This is a genomic window from Actinomadura syzygii (assembly GCF_008085905.1).
GTDB lineage: Bacteria > Actinomycetota > Actinomycetes > Streptosporangiales > Streptosporangiaceae > Spirillospora > Spirillospora syzygii.
Map to the genome: position 1 here is coordinate 176,963 of NZ_VSFF01000009.1, position 15,753 is coordinate 192,715.

A 15,753-nucleotide genomic window follows, 5' to 3' on the forward strand; every position below is an offset into this window, starting at 1 on the left:
TCGCTCGGCGGGTCGTGCGGCCTCCGGCGCTGGGGCGCCTCCGGCCCCACGACCCGTGCTGATGGTCGATGTGATGTAGTTCACTTCCTGACGTGGAAGATAACGGTGTGTCATTGGATTACTGGTTTGTAGCGCGCTCGCCCACATCTGGAGATCCCCCATGACGCAGACCGCCGGATCGGTGTCCGAGACCTCGCAGGGCCGTCCGGCGGATCGGCGGCTGGTGCTGATCGGCGTGCTCGGGGCGCTGACCGCGCTCGCGCCGCTGTCGATCGACATGTACCTGCCCGCGCTGCCCCGGCTGACCTCGGACCTGTCGACCGGCGCGGCGCAGACGCAGCTCACGCTGACGGCGTGCATCGTCGGGCTGGCCGCCGGGCAGGCCGTCGCGGGGCCGCTGAGCGACACGTTCGGCCGCCGCCGCCCGCTGCTGATCGGGCTCGCCGCCTACGCCGCCGCGTCGCTGCTGTGCGCCGCCGCGCCGACCGTGGAGACGCTGATCGCGCTCCGGCTGGTGCAGGGCTTCGCGGGCGCGGCCGGGATCGTGATCGCGCGGGCGATCGTCCAGGACCTCTACGACGGCGTCGCGGCGGCCAAGTTCTTCGCCGCGCTGATGCTGGTGAACGGGCTGGCGCCGATCCTCGCGCCGGTCATCGGCGGGCAGCTGCTGCGGCTGATGCCGTGGCCGGGCGTGTTCGCCGTCCTCGCCGGGATCGGCGTGGCGCTGTTCCTCGGCGCGCTGCTCGGGCTGCGCGAGACGCTGCCGCCCGGGGAGCGCGAGACGGGCGGGCTGCGCGCGACCGCGCGGACGTTCCGCGAACTGGCCGCCGACCGCGCGTTCGTCGGGTACGCGCTCACGCTCGGCATGGCGTTCGCCGCGCTGTTCACCTACATCTCCGGGTCGCCGTTCGTGCTGCAGGACATCTACGGGCTGTCCCCGCAGCAGTTCAGCGTCGTCTTCGGCGTCAACTCCCTCGGGATCGTCGCGGCCGGGCAGCTCAGCGGCACGCTCGCCGGACGGGTGGCGCTGCGCAAGCTGCTCGCCGCCGGGCTCGTCGTCGTGGCGCTCGGCGGGGCCGCGCTGCTCGTCGCGGTGCTCGCGGACATCGGCCTTCGCGGGGTGCTGCCCGCGCTGTTCCTCGTCGCGTTCGGGGAGGGGCTCATCGGGCCGAACGCGACGGCGCTGGCGCTGTCCGGACGTCCGCCGCGCGTCGCCGGGAGCGCCTCCGCGCTGCTCGGCGTCGCGACGTTCGCGCTCGGCGGGGCCGCCGCGCCGCTCGCCGGGATCGCGGGGCCGGACACCGCCGTCCCGATGGCCCTGACGATCGCCGTCGTGGCGCTGCTCGCGGGCGTCGCCACCGTGTCCGCCGGACGCGCGCCCCGGCGGCCGAAAACGGCGCGCGCCTAGCCCAGCCCGGCGAGGACGAAGTCGGCGACCTCCTCCGCGAGCCGCTCGGCGGACTTCGGGCCGTCCGCCCGGTACCAGGCGGGCATCTGGTTCACCATGCCGAGCGCGACGATCGTGACGGTGTCGGCGGGCGTGCCGCGGCCGAACGCGCCTTCGCGCCGGCCCCGCTCGACGAGCGTCCGGAACGTCAGGTGGTAGCGGCGGCGGTCCTCGCGGACGGAGCGCATGCGGGCGTCGTCCAGCCGGTGCATCTCGCGGGTGAACACCTTCGCCTCGTCGATGTGCTCGGCGGTGCTGACGATCAGCCCGGTCAGCGCGGCGCGGAGCGCCTCGCGCGGCGGCAGCCCCCGGTCGAGGACGGTGCCGAGGTCGGCGAGCTGCCGGGCGATCAGCGAGTGGTGGATCTCGTACAGGAGGTCGTGCTTGGAGTCGAAGTAGTGGTAGAGCGCGCCCTTGGTGACCTCGGCGGCGTCCACGATGCCCTGCACGGACGTCCCGTCGAAGCCCCGTTCGGCGAACAGCCGCAGCGCGGCGGCGAGGATCCGCCGCTCCACCGCGCTCCGCCGGACGGGCGCCACGGACTCCGGAACCGCCCGCTCGCTCATCGCCGCCTCCTCATACCCGTTTGTCCTCCCTAGCTTGCCAGGAACCGACCGGTCGGTATGGGCTTCGGCCGGGGAGGATCGCGGCCTGCCGGTTCGGCCATCGAACCGGGACGCGCCGTCGTCCGGACTAATCCCGGGGAATCGGGAATCATTGGGGGAAACCAGGAGGAGGTCGAGGTGAGCGAGGACCCCGTGCGCCGCGCGGCCCGGGCCGCGATCCCGATGCTCCTGCTCGCGCTGCTGGCCCTGCTCGTCCCGGGCTGCCGGCTGACCGAGGGCGCCGGCCCGGCGGACGCGCCGCCGCCCGGCACCGCGTCCGCCACCAAGCACGGCAAGCCCAGCGGCCGCCGTCCGGGCGTCGTGAACATCGAGACCGAGCAGTCCCTGGACGGCACCCGCGCCGCCGGGACGGGCCTCGTCCTCAGCGCGGACGGCCTCGTGCTGACCAACAACCACGTCATCCAGGGCGCCACCCAGATCAAGGGCACCGACACCGACAACCGCCGGGGCTACGCCGCGAAGGTCGTCGGCTACGACCGCGCCGGGGACATCGCGGTGATCCGGCTGACCGGCGCGGTCCGGTTGAAGCCCGCCGCGTTCACCTCGGCGGCGGACGTGGCGGTCGGCGACCCGGTCACCGCGGTGGGCAACGCGGGCGGCAAGGGCGGGACGCCCACCGTCGTCACCGGGCTGGTGACGGCGCTGGAGCAGTCCGTCACCGCGCGCGACGACAGCACCGGGACGTCCGAGCGGCTCACCGGCCTGATCGAGACGAACGCGCCGATCAAGCCGGGCGACTCGGGCGGGCCGCTGCTGGACACGTCCGGGAAGGTCATCGGGATCAACACCGCCGCGTCGTCCGGGTTCACGATGGACGGCGGCGAGCGCAGGAAGGACCACCGCGGCTACGCCATCCCGTCCGACCGGGCCCTGGCCATCGCGCGGCGGATCGAGCGCGGGGAGGCGTCGGCGACCGTGCACATCGGGCCGACGGCGCTGCTCGGCGTGAAGGTCCGCTCCAACGGGCGGTCGTCCGGCGCGCTGGTCGCCGAGGTGGTCCCGGGCACGCCCGCGTACGCCGCGGGCGTGCCGGTCGGCGGGGTCATCCTCGGGCTCGGCGGGCAGGTCGTCGACTCGCCCGGCACGCTCACCGGGCTGATGCTCGCGCGCCATCCGGGGGACGTCGTCCAACTGGAATGGGCCGACCGGCAGGGCGTCCGGGCGGTCGCCCCCGTCCGTCTGACGGAAGGCCCCCCGCAGTGACGTGCGGCGGCATGCGAAAGTAGGGCATGCCCAGCCGACCGCGAGGATGTGTGCGATGAGCCGCAAGGCGCCCGACGACGACTTCGACGACACCGGTCTCCGGGTCTCCCGGCCGAAGGAGTGGGCCGCGGGCGTGCCCGGCGTCACGGCCGCGCTGCGCCAGTCCTACGACCAGATGGGCGTGAGGCGCACCGCGCTCGCGCTGCTGCGCGTCAACCAGAAGCAGGGTTTCGACTGCCCCGGCTGCGCGTGGCCGGAGGGCGAGCGCCGGCACGTCGCCGAGTTCTGCGAGAACGGCGCGAAGGCCGTCGCGGAGGAGGCGACGACCCGGCGGATCACCCCCGAGTTCTTCGCCCGGCACACCGTCGCGGAGCTGGCGGAGCGGTCCGACCACTGGCTCGGGCAGCAGGGCCGGTTGACCGAGCCGATGCTCAAGCGGGCCGGGTCCGAGCACTACGAGCCGGTGCCGTGGGACGAGGCGTTCCGCCTGCTGGCGTCCGAGCTGACGGCGCTCGACTCGCCCGACGAGGCCGTCTTCTACACCTCCGGCCGGACGAGCAACGAGGCCGCGTTCGCCTACCAGCTCTTCGTCCGGGCGTTCGGCACGAACAACCTCCCGGACTGCAGCAACATGTGCCACGAGTCGTCCGGGTCGGCGCTCAGCGAGACGATCGGCATCGGCAAAGGCTCGGTCCTGCTCGAAGACCTGGACAAGGCCGACCTGATCTTCGTCGTGGGCCAGAACCCGGGGACGAACCACCCGCGCATGCTGTCGGCGCTGGAGCAGGCGAAGAAGGCCGGGACGCGGATCATCGCCGTGAACCCGCTGCCCGAGGCCGGGCTGATGCGGTTCAAGAACCCGCAGCGCCCGTCCGGGGTGACCGGGCGCGGCACGTCGCTCGCCGACCGGTTCCTGCAGATCCGGCTGAACGGCGACCTCGCGCTGTTCCAGGCCCTCAACCGGCTGCTCCTGGAGTCGGACGCGCCGGACGCGGTCGACCGCGAGTTCCTCGACGAGCACTCCCACGGGTTCGAGGCGTTCCGGGAGCACGTCCTCGGCCTGGACTGGGACGACGTGCTGGAGGCGACCGGACTCACCCGCGGCGAGATCGCGGCGGCGCTCGGCGACGTGCTCGGCGCGAAGCGGATCATCGTGTGCTGGGCGATGGGCCTCACCCAGCACCGCAACTCCGTCCCGACGATCCGGGAGATCGTCAACTTCCTGCTGCTGCGCGGCAACATCGGGCGCCCCGGCGCGGGCGTCTGCCCGGTGCGCGGGCACTCCAACGTCCAGGGCGACCGGACGATGGGCATCTGGGAGAAGCCCAGGCCCGAGTTCCTGGACGCGCTCGCCGCCGAGTTCGGGTTCGAGCCGCCGCGCGAGCACGGCCTCGACACCGTGGACGCGATCCGCGCCATGCGCGACGGCCGGGCGACGGTGTTCCTCGGGATGGGCGGCAACTTCGTCCGCGCGACCCCCGACTCGGCCGTGACCGAGGCGGCGCTGCGCTCCTGCCAGCTGACCGCGCAGGTGTCGACGAAGCTCAACCGGTCGCACGCCGTCACCGGGGACACGGCGCTGATCCTGCCGACGCTCGGCCGGACCGAGCGCGACGAGCAGGGGTCCGGGACGCAGTTCGTCTCCGTCGAGGACTCGATGGGCATGGTGCACGCGTCCAGGGGACGGCTCGCGCCCGCGTCCGCCGACCTGCTGTCGGAGGTGTCGATCGTCTGCCGCCTGGCGAGGGCCGCGCTGCCGGACTCGGGCATCGACTGGGACGCGATGGAACGCGACTACGACGTGATCCGCGACCACGTCTCCCGGGTGGTGCCGGGCTTCGAGCGCTTCAACGCCCGCGTCCGCGGGAAGGCCGGGTTCACGCTGCCGCACGCGCCGCGCGACGAGCGCCGCTTCCCGACCGCGACCGGCAAGGCGAACATGACGGTGAACGAGCTGGAGGTGCTGCGCGTCCCGGAGGGGCGGCTGCTGCTCCAGACCGTCCGGAGCCACGACCAGTACAACACCACGATCTACGGCCTGGACGACCGGTACCGCGGCATCAAGGCAGGGCGCCGCGTCGTGTTCGTCAACCCGGACGACCTGTCCGCCCTCGGCGTGGACGACGGCGCCGTGGTCGACCTCGTCTCCGAGTGGTCGGACGGCGTGGAGCGGCGGGCGCCGTCCTTCCGCGTCGTGTCGTACCCGACCGCGCGGGGCTGCGCGGCGGCGTACTTCCCGGAGACGAACGTCCTCGTCCCGCTCGACAGCACCGCCGACGTCAGCAACACGCCGACGTCGAAGTCGGTCGTCGTCCGCCTGGAGAGCGGCTCGCCGGGGGGTGCGGGGGCGGTCTAGGCTCGGCGCATGACGAACCTCCCCGAGCCGTCCGGCGCGTCCGGGACGCCGGAGATGCGGGCCGGTGACGCCGACCGCGAGCGGGTCGCCCAGGTGCTGCGGGACGCGGCGGGCGACGGGCGGCTGACCCTCGCCGAGCTCGACGAGCGGCTGGACGCGGTGTACGCGGCCAAGACCTACGCGGACCTGGCGCCGATCACCCGCGACCTGCCGTCGCCGGGCGACGCGGCCCCGCCGCCGTCCGCCCCGGTGTCCGGCGCCCCGGACCGGCGGCCGGTCGAGGGCGCCCCGTCCTGGTCGACCGGGATCGGGGTCATGAGCGGTTTCCGCAGGTCGGGCGTGTGGAACGTGCCCCGGCGGTTCCGCGCGTTCGCGTTCTGGGGCGGCGGCAAGATCGACCTGCGGGAGGCGCGGTTCACCGAGCCGGTGACCACGATCACCGCGCTCGCGCTGATGGGCGGGTTCGAGATCATCGTGCCGGACGACGTGACCGTGCACGTCAACGGCATCGGCATCATGGGCGGCTTCGACCAGCGGGCGAGCGGCCCCGGCGTGCCCGGCGCGCCCACGGTCGTCGTCCGGGGCTTCGCGTTCTGGGGCGGCGTCGGGGTGAAGCGCCGCCGGACGAGGCAGCAGAAGGAGCTGGCGAAGCGGCAGAAGGAGCTGGGGCGCGACTCCGACGAGGAGTAGCGCCCCGGACGTCCGCTAGCGCCCGCCCGCGGCGATCCGGTCGAGCCATTCGCCGAGCAGCGCCGCCTCGGGGCCGCTGAGCCGCGCCGGCGGGTCGGCCCGCAGCGCGGCCCGCAGCGCGACGGCGCGCTGGGCCGCCGACGAGACCGCCTCCTCCCCGGCCTCCCCCGCCGGGACGGTGATCGCCGCGAGGACCGCCTCGCGGGTCCGCTCGGAGAGGTCCGCGCCGCCCTCGCCGGAGATGATCAGGAGCGTGACCCCGGCCCCGGCCGCGCCGATCATCCCGGCGGCGGCGCCGACCGGCACGCGCAGCCGCCCGGCGCGGGCGACGGCCTCGACCAGGCCGAGCAGGATGGCGTGCGCCTCCTTCGCGATGGGCGGGTGGCGGGGCGTCCCGTACATCAGCGTGTAGAGCTCGGGGTGCGTCCGGCCGAACTCGACGTGGACGTCCCAGCCCTGGCGCAGGTCGTCGACCGGGTCGCCGGTCGGGGCCTGGGCGCGCTTGCTCGCCAGGTACCGCTCGAACCCGTGGGCGGCGACCGCGTCGAGCAGCCCGGCCTTGTCGCCGAAGTGGTGGTAGAGGGTCGGCGCGCCGACGCCCGCGGCGGCGCACACGGCGCGGGTCGAGACGTCCCCGCCGCCCGCCTCGGCGAGCAGCCGCGCGGCGGCGCGGACGATCCGGGCGCGCGTGTCGGGGTCCTTCGGAGCGGTCACGAAATCAATGTTACAGAGTTCTGTCGAGCGCCGTTTGCAATCTTGAGTAGCAAGGTTATAGTCATCACTATACCGCCGTTACAGACGGCGGCGCCACACCTGACGACTGAGAGGGATGCGCCATGCGCAGCGCCGTGCTTTCCGCCCCCGGCAAGCCGCTTGAGATCGTCGAGCGGGACGTCCCAGAGCCCGGCCCCGGCGAGATCCTGGTCGAGGTCATCGCCTGCGGGATGTGCTACTCCGAGGTGAGCCAGTTCCAGGGCCACTACCCGTTCGCGGCCTTCCCCGCCGTCCCCGGGCACGAGATCAGCGGCGTCGTCGCCGCGCTCGGCGCGGGCGTCGAGTGGCCCGAGGTCGGCACCCCCGTGGGCGCCGCCTGGATCCACGGGTCCTGCGGGCATTGCGACCAGTGCGTCCGCGGCGACCAGATCCTGTGCACGGGCGCGCCGAAGCAGATCACCGGCGTCACCACGGACGGCGGCTACGCCGAGTACTTCGTCGGCCGCGCCGGTTTCGTCACCCCGCTCCCGGAGGGCCTCGACCCGGTCGCGGGCGCGCCTTTGATGTGCGCGGGGATCACCGGTTTCAACGGCCTGCGGCAGGCGGGCGTCACGGCCGGATCGAAGGTCGCCGTCGTCGGCACCGGCGGCGTCGGGACGATGGCCCTCCGCTTCGCCGCCGCGATGGGCGCGCGGGTCGCGGTCGTGTCGCGCTCCGACCGCGCCGAGAAGGCCGCGCTGGACGCGGGCGCCGAGCTGTTCGTCGCGACCGCCGAGCGGGACCCGGCCGACGCGCTGAACGGCTGGGGCGGCGGCGCCGACGTGGTGGTCAACACCACGCCCGACACCGCCGCCGGGCTCGCCGCGTTCGGCGGCCTGCGCCCCGGCGGCACGTTGCTCTACCTGGGCGTGGGCGCCGAGAACATCAGCGTCCCGCCGGTCGCGCTGGTGATGAACCGGCAGCGGGTCATGGGCGTCCCGTCCGGCTCGCCGCACGACCTGCGGGACGCGCTCGCGTTCGCGGTGGCGCACGGGATCGTGCCCGAGGTCGTCCCGGTCACGCTGGACGACGCGCCGCGCGTCCTCGCCGCGATGGACGAGGGCACCCACCGCGGCGGCCGCGCCGTGCTCACGTTCGGCTGAACCGCTTCCACGGGCAGGCCCGCTCGTAGGCCGCGCAGGCGGCCATGACCAGGGCGTCGGCGTGCCGGGCGCCGACGACCTGGAGGCCGATCGGCAGGCCCCCGGAGGTGAGGCCGCAGGGCACGCTCGCGGCGGGCTGCTGCGTCATGTTGAACGGGTAGGTGAACGGGGTCCAGCTCGTCCAGCGCGGGGACGGCGAGCCCGCCGGGACCTCCGCGCCCGCCTCGAACGCGGCGATCGGCATCGTCGGGGTGAGCAGCAGGTCGTAGCGCTCGTGGAACAGGCCCATCAGGCGGCCGAGGTCCATCCGGCGGGCCGTCGCCGTCAGGTAGTCGACGGCCGAGTACCGCGCGCCCTGCTCGCAGATCTCCCGCAGCCCCGGGTCGAGCCGCCCGCGCTCGGCCGCGGACAGGTGCTCGACGACCTTCGCCGCGCCCGCGAACCAGAGCACCTCGAACGCCTCGACCGGGTCGGCGAAGCCCGGATCGGCCTGCTCGACCTTCGCGCCCAGCGCCGCGAACGCCTCGGCCGCCGCCGCGATGGACGCCGCGACCTCGGGATCGACCCGCGCGAACCCGAGGTCGGGGCTGAACGCGACGCGCAGGCCGGTCAGGTCGTCGGGTCCGCCCTCGGCGAACAGGACGTCCGGCGGCGGCAGCGCCGACCAGTCCCGGCCGTCCGCGCCGCAGATCGCGTCGAGGAACAGCGCCGCGTCCGCGACGGTGTTGGTCATCGGGCCGGTGTGCGCGAGGGTGCCGAACGGGCTCGCCGGGTAGTGCGGGACGCGCCCGTACGTCGGCTTGATCGTGAACGTGCCGGTGAACGCGGCCGGGATGCGGACCGAGCCGCCGCCGTCCGTGCCGAGCGCGAGCGGCGCCATGCCCGCCGCGACGGCCGCCGCCGCGCCGCCGCTCGACCCGCCGGGCGTGCGCGAGGCGTCCCACGGGTTGCGGGTGACGCCGGTCAGCGGGCCGTCGGTGACGCCCTTCCACGCGAACTCGGGCGTGGTGGTCTTGCCGACGAACACCGCGCCCTGCTCGCGGAGGCGGGCGACGGCGGGCGAGTCCTCGTCCCAGGGGCCCGCCGGGTCGATCGTCGTGGAGCCGCGCAGCGTCGGCCAGCCGCGGGTGAGGAAGACGTCCTTGATCGAGACGGGCACGCCGTCCAGCGCGCCGAGCGGCGCGCCGCGCCGCCTCCGGTCGGCCGCCGCGCGGGCCATGTCGAGGGTGGTGTCCGGGTCGACCAGGCAGAACGCGTTGAGCTCCGGATCGTCGCGCTCGATCCTGGCGAGGACGGCCGCGGCCGCCTCGACCGGGGACAGCGTCCCCGCCTCGTACGCCGCCAGCAGTTCGGTCGCGGTCAGGTCGGCCGCGTCGGTCATGGCTACCCCCTCTGGTTCTGTCCGGCGTCCGAGCCGACGTAGCCGAGCCGCTTGTCGACGACGTTGCGCAGCGGACGGCCGGACACGTAGCGGCCGAGGTTCTCGGTGAACAGGTGGACCAGCTCGTCCCGCCAGCCGACGACGTCGCCGGACATGTGCGGGGAGACGATCACGTTCGGCATGTCCCACAGCGGCGAGGACGGCGGGAGCGGCTCGTCCTCGAACACGTCGAGCGCCGCGCCCGCGATGCGCCCCGCGGACAGGGCCTTGACGAGGTCGGGCTCGGCGACCAGCCCGCCGCGCCCGACGTTGATCAGCCGGGCGGACGGCCGCATCCGGTCCAGCGCGGCGGCGTCGATCATGCCGCGGGTCTGCGCGGTGAGGGGCGCCGCCAGCACGACGTAGTCGGCCTCGGCGAGCGCCTCGCCGAGCGCCGCCACCGACTTCACGACCCCGAAGTCGGGGTCGCCGTCGCGGGCGGTCCGGCCCGCGCCGCAGACGGCGAGGCCCGCCGCCGACAGTCGGCGGGCGATCGCGCGGCCGATCGGCCCGGTGCCGACGACGAGCGCGCGGGCGCCGGTGATCCGCTCGGTCTCGCGGTGCCGCCAGCGCCGCTCGCCCTGGAGCCGGACGGTCGTGCCGAAGTCCTTGGCGAACGCGAGCACCAGCCCGAGGACGTATTCTGCGATCGGCTCGTCGAACACGCCTCGCGAGTTGGTGACGACCACATCGCTTTCCGCGAGGGCGGGGAAGGCCAGCCGGTCGACCCCCGCGCTCGCGATGTGGACCCAGGACGGGCCGCCCGCGGACGGCCAGGAACCGGCCACCGCGTCGGACAGGAAATCCCACATGAAGAACACGTCGGCGTCCGGGAGGGCGTCCGCGAGCTGCGGTTCGTGGACGTACCGGACGCGGCCGAGCCGCTCGGCCTCGGCCATCTCGCGGGGCTGAACGTCCCCCGTGAGCACCACCACGCGGGGCGGCGCGGCGGGTGTGGGCAGGACATGCTCCATCGGCGCCACTTTCAGGGAGTGGTGAATTTACGTGAAGGCAACTCGGGGAGGCATTGACACGCTAGGAAGCGTTCGTAGGATTGTCAACAATCAGCGCGGTGCCCCGCCAGCCCCGGTCACCGCAAAGAGATCGTGTGCTGTAAGACCGTCGCAACCGCTGCCATGAGGCCAGGACGGATCCCAGAGCGCTCTAACTGCCGTGGGGGGTCTCCCCCACCGAAACACGGAGAGTCCTTCGGGTGGCGACGCTCTCGCCCACCCCTGTGCACGGGGAGGTCCCAGCATGCCCAAGCTCATGACCATCACTCTGGAGCACCGCGGCGTCTCATGCGTCGCGGAACTGCTGGAGAAGGACGCGCCGCGGACGTGTGAGGCCGTATGGCGCTCCCTGCCCCTCGGCGGCGACGCCTACCACGCCAAGTACGCCCGCAACGAGGTCTACACGATGGTCGAACGGTTCACCGAGGACGAAGTCGGCCTCGAGAACCCCACCGTCACGCCGATCCCCGGCGACGTCGTCTTCTTCTCGTTCGCCGGCGGCATGCTCGACCGGCGGTTCAAGGAGGAGAAGGGCATCCACGGGCTGCCCGGCGTCATCGATCTCGCGATCTTCTACGGGCGCAACAACCTGCTGCTCAACGGGGACGTCGGCTGGGTTCCCGGCAACGTCTACGCGACGATCGTGGACGGTCTCGACCGGATGGCCGAGGCGTGCAACGACGTGTGGCGGTCCGGCGGCGTCGGCGAGCGGCTGGTCTACAGCCGCGCCGAGTCCTAGAGCGGTGGCCTCGCAGATGGCATTCGACCCCACGCTGGTCGTCGGCCCCGAGCTGCTCGCCCAGCACGGCATCGGCGTGGTCGCGCCCTTCGACTTCGCCCTCGACCGCGAGCTGTGGCGGTGGACCCCCGACGACGTGTCCCTGTTCATGACCCGGCTCCCGTACGTGCCGGTGCCGGTCACGGTGGAGATGGCGTCCGCGCTGTCGGACCAGTCCATCGTCCGGCAGGCGACCCGGGACGTGCTCGCCCCCGAGCCGCTCGCCGTCGCCTACGCCTGCGCGTCCGGCAGCTTCATCCGCGGCAAGGCGGGCGAGCTGCAGCTCAACCAGGCCATGATGTCCGCGGGCGCGCCCGTGTCGACGACCACGTCCGGCGCGCTCGTCGAGTCGCTGCGGCTGCTCGACGTCCGGCGGATCGCGGTCGTCACCCCCTACATCGACGCCGTCACCGAGCGGCTGGTGACGTTCCTCGGCGAGTACGGCATCGAGGTGGTGTCGTCCGTCGGGATGGGGCTGCTCAGCCACATCTGGAAGGTCGGCTACGGCGAGATCGTCTCGGCGGTGTCGTCGGTCGACCGGCCGGAGGCCGACGCGGTCTACATCAGCTGCACGAACGTCCCGACCTACGACATCATCGCGCCGCTGGAGCAGATGATCGGGAAGCCGGTCCTCACCGCCAACCAGGTGACGATGTGCACCGCGCTGCGCGCGATGGGCCGCTCGGCGGCCGGTCCCGGGCAGTCGCTGGTGCGGCTCGCCCCGTCCACCGCGGCATGATCGACACGAGCGTTAGGATGAGCGATCCCATGCGTCAGAACTCCTTGAGCGCCGGTTTCCTCTACCCCGGCTTCAGCGCCGAGGACGACTATCCGGCCATCGAGCGCGCCCTCGGCGGGGTGAGCCTGCCGGTCGTCCACACGCTGATGCGCGAGGACGCCCACCGCGTCGACGCGCTGCTCGACATCGGCGGCGCCGACGTCCTCGGCGACGGGGCGCGGACGCTGCGCGGCACCGGCGTCCAGGCCGCCGTGTGGGCGTGCACCAGCGGGAGCTTCGTCTTCGGCTGGGACGGCGCGGCCCAGCAGGTCGCGGGCGTCGCGGAGGCCGCGGGGGTGCCCGCGTCCAGCACGTCGTTCGCGTTCGTGCACGCCGCGCGGGCGCTCGGCCTGACGAGGGTCGCGGTCGCCGCGACCTACCCGGCCGACGTCGCGGAGCGGTTCGTCGCCTTCCTCGGCCACGCCGGGATCGAGGTCGTGGCGCTGTCCTGCCGCGGCATCGTCACCGCCGCCGAGGTCGGCACCCTCGGCCGGGACGAGGTCCTCGCGTTCGTCGCGGCCAACGACCACCCGGACGCCGAGGCGGTGCTGGTGCCCGACACCGCGCTGCACACCGTGTCCTGGCTCGACGAGTTGGAGGCGCGGGTCGGCAAGCCCGTGCTGACCGCGAACCAGGTGAGCGTGTGGGAGGGGCTGCGCCTCGCGGCGGGCCCGGCGGGCCTCGCGCCGCGCACCGGGCTCGGCAAGCTGTTCGCGGTGCCCGCCCCCGTCCCCGGCACCGCGCCTGATGACGAGCGGGGAAGCAGTACCCCGCAGCGATAAAACGAAAGGGGCCCGCAATGGGCCAGTTGGGTGAGCTGGAACCTGTCCCCCGGAAGTCCACCGTCGAGATCGTCTCGGACGAGCTGCGCTCGGCGATCATGTACGGCTCGCTCGCGCCCGGCGCCCAGCTCGGCGAGGCCGAGCTCGCCGGCCGGCTCGGCATCAGCCGGGGCCCGCTGCGCGAGGCGATGCAGCGGCTCGTCCAGGAGGGGCTGCTGGTCAGCGAACCGCACCGCGGCCTGTTCGTGATCACGCTGGACGAGGGCGACGTCGAGGACGTCTACCTCGCCCGGCTCGCGATCGAGCGGGAGGCGTGCCGCCTGATCATGGAGCGGAACCGGGGCGAGGCGGTGGCCCGGCTCACCGACGCCCTCGACGCCCTCGTCGACGCGGCGAGCCAGCGCGACCGCGTCGCGATGAGCGACGCCGACCAGGCGTTCCACGAGGTGCTGGTCAGCTCGTCCGGGAGCCCGCGGCTGGAGCGGATGGCGCACACGCTGCTGGTCGAGACGCGGATGTGCCTGAACGCGCTGCAGAACACCTACCCCGAGCCGTCCGAGCTGGTCGAGGAGCACCGCAGGCTGGTCGACGCGATCGGCGACGGCGAGGAGGAGCGGCTGCTGAAGCTCATCGAGGAGCACATGACCGACTCCATCGACCGGCTCCGCGTCACCTAGCGCGCGGGCCACTGGACAGTCGGCCGACCGACCACCTACATTGCAGATTGTCGACAATCTACCGCCAGACCTGATCATCGGAGGGACGCATGGCGACGCTCTCACCCCTGCTCAAGCAGGCGACCCCCGTCCTGGCCGAGCGCGGCGAGGGCGTGTACCTCTACGACACCGCCGGCAACCGCCACCTGGACTTCACGGCGGGCATCGGAGTCACCAACACCGGGCACTGCCACCCGCGCGTGGTCGAGGCGGCGCAGAAGCAGGTCGCGACGCTGATCCACGGCCAGTACACGACGGTCATGCACGAGCCGCTGCTGCGGCTCGTCGACGCGCTCGGCGAGGTGCTCCCGGACGGCCTCGACTCGCTGTTCTTCCTCAACAGCGGCAGCGAGGCGGTCGAGGCGTCCATCCGGCTCGCCCGGCACGCCACCGGACGGCAGAACATCGTCGTCTTCCACGGCTCCTTCCACGGCCGGACGATGGGCGCCGCCGCGCTCACCACGGCGGGCACCAAGTTCCGCGCCGGGATCGGCCCGCTGATGCCGGGCGTCGCCGTCGCGCCGTTCCCGCAGGCGTACCGGTACGGCTGGTCCGAGGACGAGGCCGTCCGGTTCGCCCTCCGCGAACTCGACTACCTGCTCGCGACGGTGAGCCCCGCGTCCGACACGGCCGCGTTCATGGTCGAGCCGGTGCTCGGGGAGGGCGGCTACATCCCGGCGCCTCCCGCGTTCCTTGAGGGGCTGCGCGAGCGTGCCGACCGGCACGGGATCCTCCTGATCGTGGACGAGGTCCAGACCGGCTTCGGCCGCACCGGGCGCTTCTGGGGCCACGAGCACTCGGCCGCGCGTCCCGACGTCCTGATCACCGCGAAGGGGCTGGCCAGCGGGTTCCCGCTGTCGGCGATCGCGGCCCCGGCGGCGCTGATGGAGCAGGCGTGGCCCGGCTCGCAGGGCGGCACCTACGGCGGCAACGCGGTGTCCTGCGCCGCCGCGCTCGCGACGCTGCGGGTCGTCCAGGACGAGGACCTCGTCGGCAACTCCGAGCGCCAGGGCGCGCGGTTGGGCGACGGGCTCCGCAAGGTCGCCGCCGACCACCCCGTGATCGGCGACGTGCGCGGGCTCGGGCTGATGCAGGCGAGCGAGTTCACCGGCGCGGACGGCGAGCCCGACGCGGCCGCCGCGCAGCGCGCGCACAAGGCCGCCACCGAGCGCGGCCTCCTGCTCCTGACCTGCGGCGCGTACGGGAACGTCGTGCGGATGATCCCGCCGCTGATCGTCACGGCGGAGCAGGTCGACGAGGCTCTCGGGCTGTGGTCCGCGGCGGTCGCCGACGCGGTCGGCTGACACCGCCCGAGGGCGCGACGCCGCCTCCTTTGGACTCCGTGTCACGACTGTGAGCACGGGCCGGGGAGGCGGCGTCCGCCTTTTCCGGCGTGGAACCGGGCTCTAGCCCGCCCGGACCAGCCCGTCGACGAGGGCGCGCAGGCCGTCGAGGTAGGTGTCCTCGGCGGTGAGGGACGCCCAGCGCTCGCCGAGCGAGGCCAGCCTGGGCAGTTCGTCCGGGTCGAGGTCGGCGAACAGGCGGTCGCGGTAGGTGGGCCGGCCGTCGCGGTCGCGCCTGCGGCCGGACGACGCGCGGATCATCAGCTCCCCCGCCATGTGGTACCAGATCGCCCGGTAGGCGTAGACGGCCCGCTCGACGCCGAGCCCGCACTCCACCAGCCCGTCGATGATCCGCTCGACGTACCAGAGCGCCGACTCCGCCATCAGGTCGTCGGCGGAGAGCAGCTCCACGACCCACGGGTACGCGGCGAGGACGTCGCGGATCGCGGCGGCGAGGACGACGACGCGCTCGCGCGGGTCGGCGGGCAGCTCGGGCCTGCGCAGCGACCGGGCGGCGTAGTCGTCCAGCAGCAGGACGAGCAGCTCCTCCTTGTCGCGGACGTGGTGGTAGATGGCCATGGGCGTGCTGCCGACGTCCCGGGCCAGCCGGCGCATGGTCAGGCGGTCCACGCCCTCCTCGTCCACGATCCGGCGGGCGGCCTCGACGATCTCCGCGCGGGAGATGCGCGGCGGCCTGCCGCGCGGGGCGGACGGCGGCTGGGCGGGCGGCTGCGGCATGCGGTCC

15 protein-coding genes are annotated in these 15,753 nt (G+C 73.7%); 10 read left to right on the forward strand and 5 right to left on the reverse strand.

What is annotated here, in order from left to right; genetic code table 11:
• Window positions 1-160: 160 nt before the first annotated feature.
• Complete coding sequence (locus FXF65_RS23650) at window positions 161-1,408, forward strand: multidrug effflux MFS transporter (RefSeq protein ID WP_148352209.1); 1,248 nt, start codon at window positions 161-163, stop codon at window positions 1,406-1,408.
• Here the strand turns inward: FXF65_RS23650 and FXF65_RS23655 are convergent.
• Window positions 1,405-2,013: a TetR/AcrR family transcriptional regulator gene (locus tag FXF65_RS23655; protein WP_148352210.1), complete on the reverse strand. Its 609-nt coding sequence runs from the start codon at window positions 2,011-2,013 to the stop codon at window positions 1,405-1,407. The genes FXF65_RS23650 and FXF65_RS23655 overlap by 4 nt on opposite strands.
• Before the next feature lie 177 nt (window positions 2,014-2,190).
• Here FXF65_RS23655 and FXF65_RS23660 point away from each other — a divergent pair, with 177 nt between their 5' ends.
• The 3 genes from FXF65_RS23660 to FXF65_RS23670 are packed head-to-tail and all read left to right on the forward strand — an operon-like array spanning window position 2,191 to window position 6,322.
• The gene (locus FXF65_RS23660) at window positions 2,191-3,276 is read left to right on the forward strand and encodes a S1C family serine protease (protein WP_246199036.1); all 1,086 of its coding nucleotides are present in this window, start codon (window positions 2,191-2,193) and stop codon (window positions 3,274-3,276) included.
• Window positions 3,277-3,331: 55 nt separating this feature from the next.
• Window positions 3,332-5,632 (forward strand): FdhF/YdeP family oxidoreductase, encoded by a 2,301-nt coding sequence (locus FXF65_RS23665; protein ID WP_148352211.1) that lies wholly within the window; start codon window positions 3,332-3,334, stop codon window positions 5,630-5,632.
• A 9-nt stretch (window positions 5,633-5,641) separates the two neighbouring features.
• Window positions 5,642-6,322, forward strand: a complete 681-nt coding sequence (locus tag FXF65_RS23670; protein WP_246199037.1) for a DUF1707 SHOCT-like domain-containing protein — start codon at window positions 5,642-5,644, stop codon at window positions 6,320-6,322.
• Window positions 6,323-6,337: 15 nt separating this feature from the next.
• On the opposite strand, the gene FXF65_RS23675 is transcribed toward FXF65_RS23670, so the two are convergent.
• Window positions 6,338-7,036, reverse strand: coding sequence for a TetR/AcrR family transcriptional regulator (locus FXF65_RS23675; protein WP_148352212.1), 699 nt, complete (start codon window positions 7,034-7,036; stop codon window positions 6,338-6,340).
• 122 nt (window positions 7,037-7,158) lie between these two features.
• Between FXF65_RS23675 and FXF65_RS23680 the strand changes: the two genes are divergently transcribed.
• Window positions 7,159-8,178 (forward strand): alcohol dehydrogenase catalytic domain-containing protein, encoded by a 1,020-nt coding sequence (locus tag FXF65_RS23680; RefSeq protein ID WP_148352213.1) that lies wholly within the window; start codon window positions 7,159-7,161, stop codon window positions 8,176-8,178.
• Here FXF65_RS23680 and FXF65_RS23685 read toward each other — a convergent pair.
• Window positions 8,165-9,559, reverse strand: coding sequence for an amidase (locus FXF65_RS23685; protein WP_148352214.1), 1,395 nt, complete (start codon window positions 9,557-9,559; stop codon window positions 8,165-8,167). The genes FXF65_RS23680 and FXF65_RS23685 overlap by 14 nt on opposite strands.
• Before the next feature lie 2 nt (window positions 9,560-9,561).
• Window positions 9,562-10,572: a D-2-hydroxyacid dehydrogenase gene (locus FXF65_RS23690; RefSeq protein WP_148352215.1), complete on the reverse strand. Its 1,011-nt coding sequence runs from the start codon at window positions 10,570-10,572 to the stop codon at window positions 9,562-9,564.
• A gap of 295 nt (window positions 10,573-10,867) precedes the next feature.
• Here FXF65_RS23690 and FXF65_RS23695 point away from each other — a divergent pair, with 295 nt between their 5' ends.
• From FXF65_RS23695 to FXF65_RS23715, 5 genes are all read left to right on the forward strand, one after another.
• Window positions 10,868-11,350, forward strand: a complete 483-nt coding sequence (locus FXF65_RS23695; protein ID WP_222868738.1) for a DUF3830 family protein — start codon at window positions 10,868-10,870, stop codon at window positions 11,348-11,350.
• Between the two features lie 16 nt (window positions 11,351-11,366).
• Window positions 11,367-12,128 carry a maleate cis-trans isomerase family protein gene (locus FXF65_RS23700; protein ID WP_148352217.1) on the forward strand — a complete coding sequence of 254 codons (762 nt, stop codon included), beginning with the start codon at window positions 11,367-11,369 and terminating at the stop codon, window positions 12,126-12,128.
• 29 nt (window positions 12,129-12,157) lie between these two features.
• Complete coding sequence (locus FXF65_RS23705; protein ID WP_148352218.1) at window positions 12,158-12,949, forward strand: maleate cis-trans isomerase family protein; 792 nt, start codon at window positions 12,158-12,160, stop codon at window positions 12,947-12,949.
• A gap of 17 nt (window positions 12,950-12,966) precedes the next feature.
• A complete protein-coding gene (locus tag FXF65_RS23710) occupies window positions 12,967-13,626 on the forward strand; it encodes a GntR family transcriptional regulator (RefSeq protein ID WP_148352219.1) in 660 nt (219 codons plus the stop codon).
• An 89-nt stretch (window positions 13,627-13,715) separates the two neighbouring features.
• Complete coding sequence (locus FXF65_RS23715) at window positions 13,716-14,969, forward strand: aspartate aminotransferase family protein (RefSeq protein ID WP_148352220.1); 1,254 nt, start codon at window positions 13,716-13,718, stop codon at window positions 14,967-14,969.
• 102 nt (window positions 14,970-15,071) lie between these two features.
• Here FXF65_RS23715 and FXF65_RS23720 read toward each other — a convergent pair whose 3' ends face one another.
• The gene (locus FXF65_RS23720) at window positions 15,072-15,746 is read right to left on the reverse strand and encodes a TetR/AcrR family transcriptional regulator (protein WP_148352221.1); all 675 of its coding nucleotides are present in this window, start codon (window positions 15,744-15,746) and stop codon (window positions 15,072-15,074) included.
• Window positions 15,747-15,753: the final 7 nt, after the last annotated feature.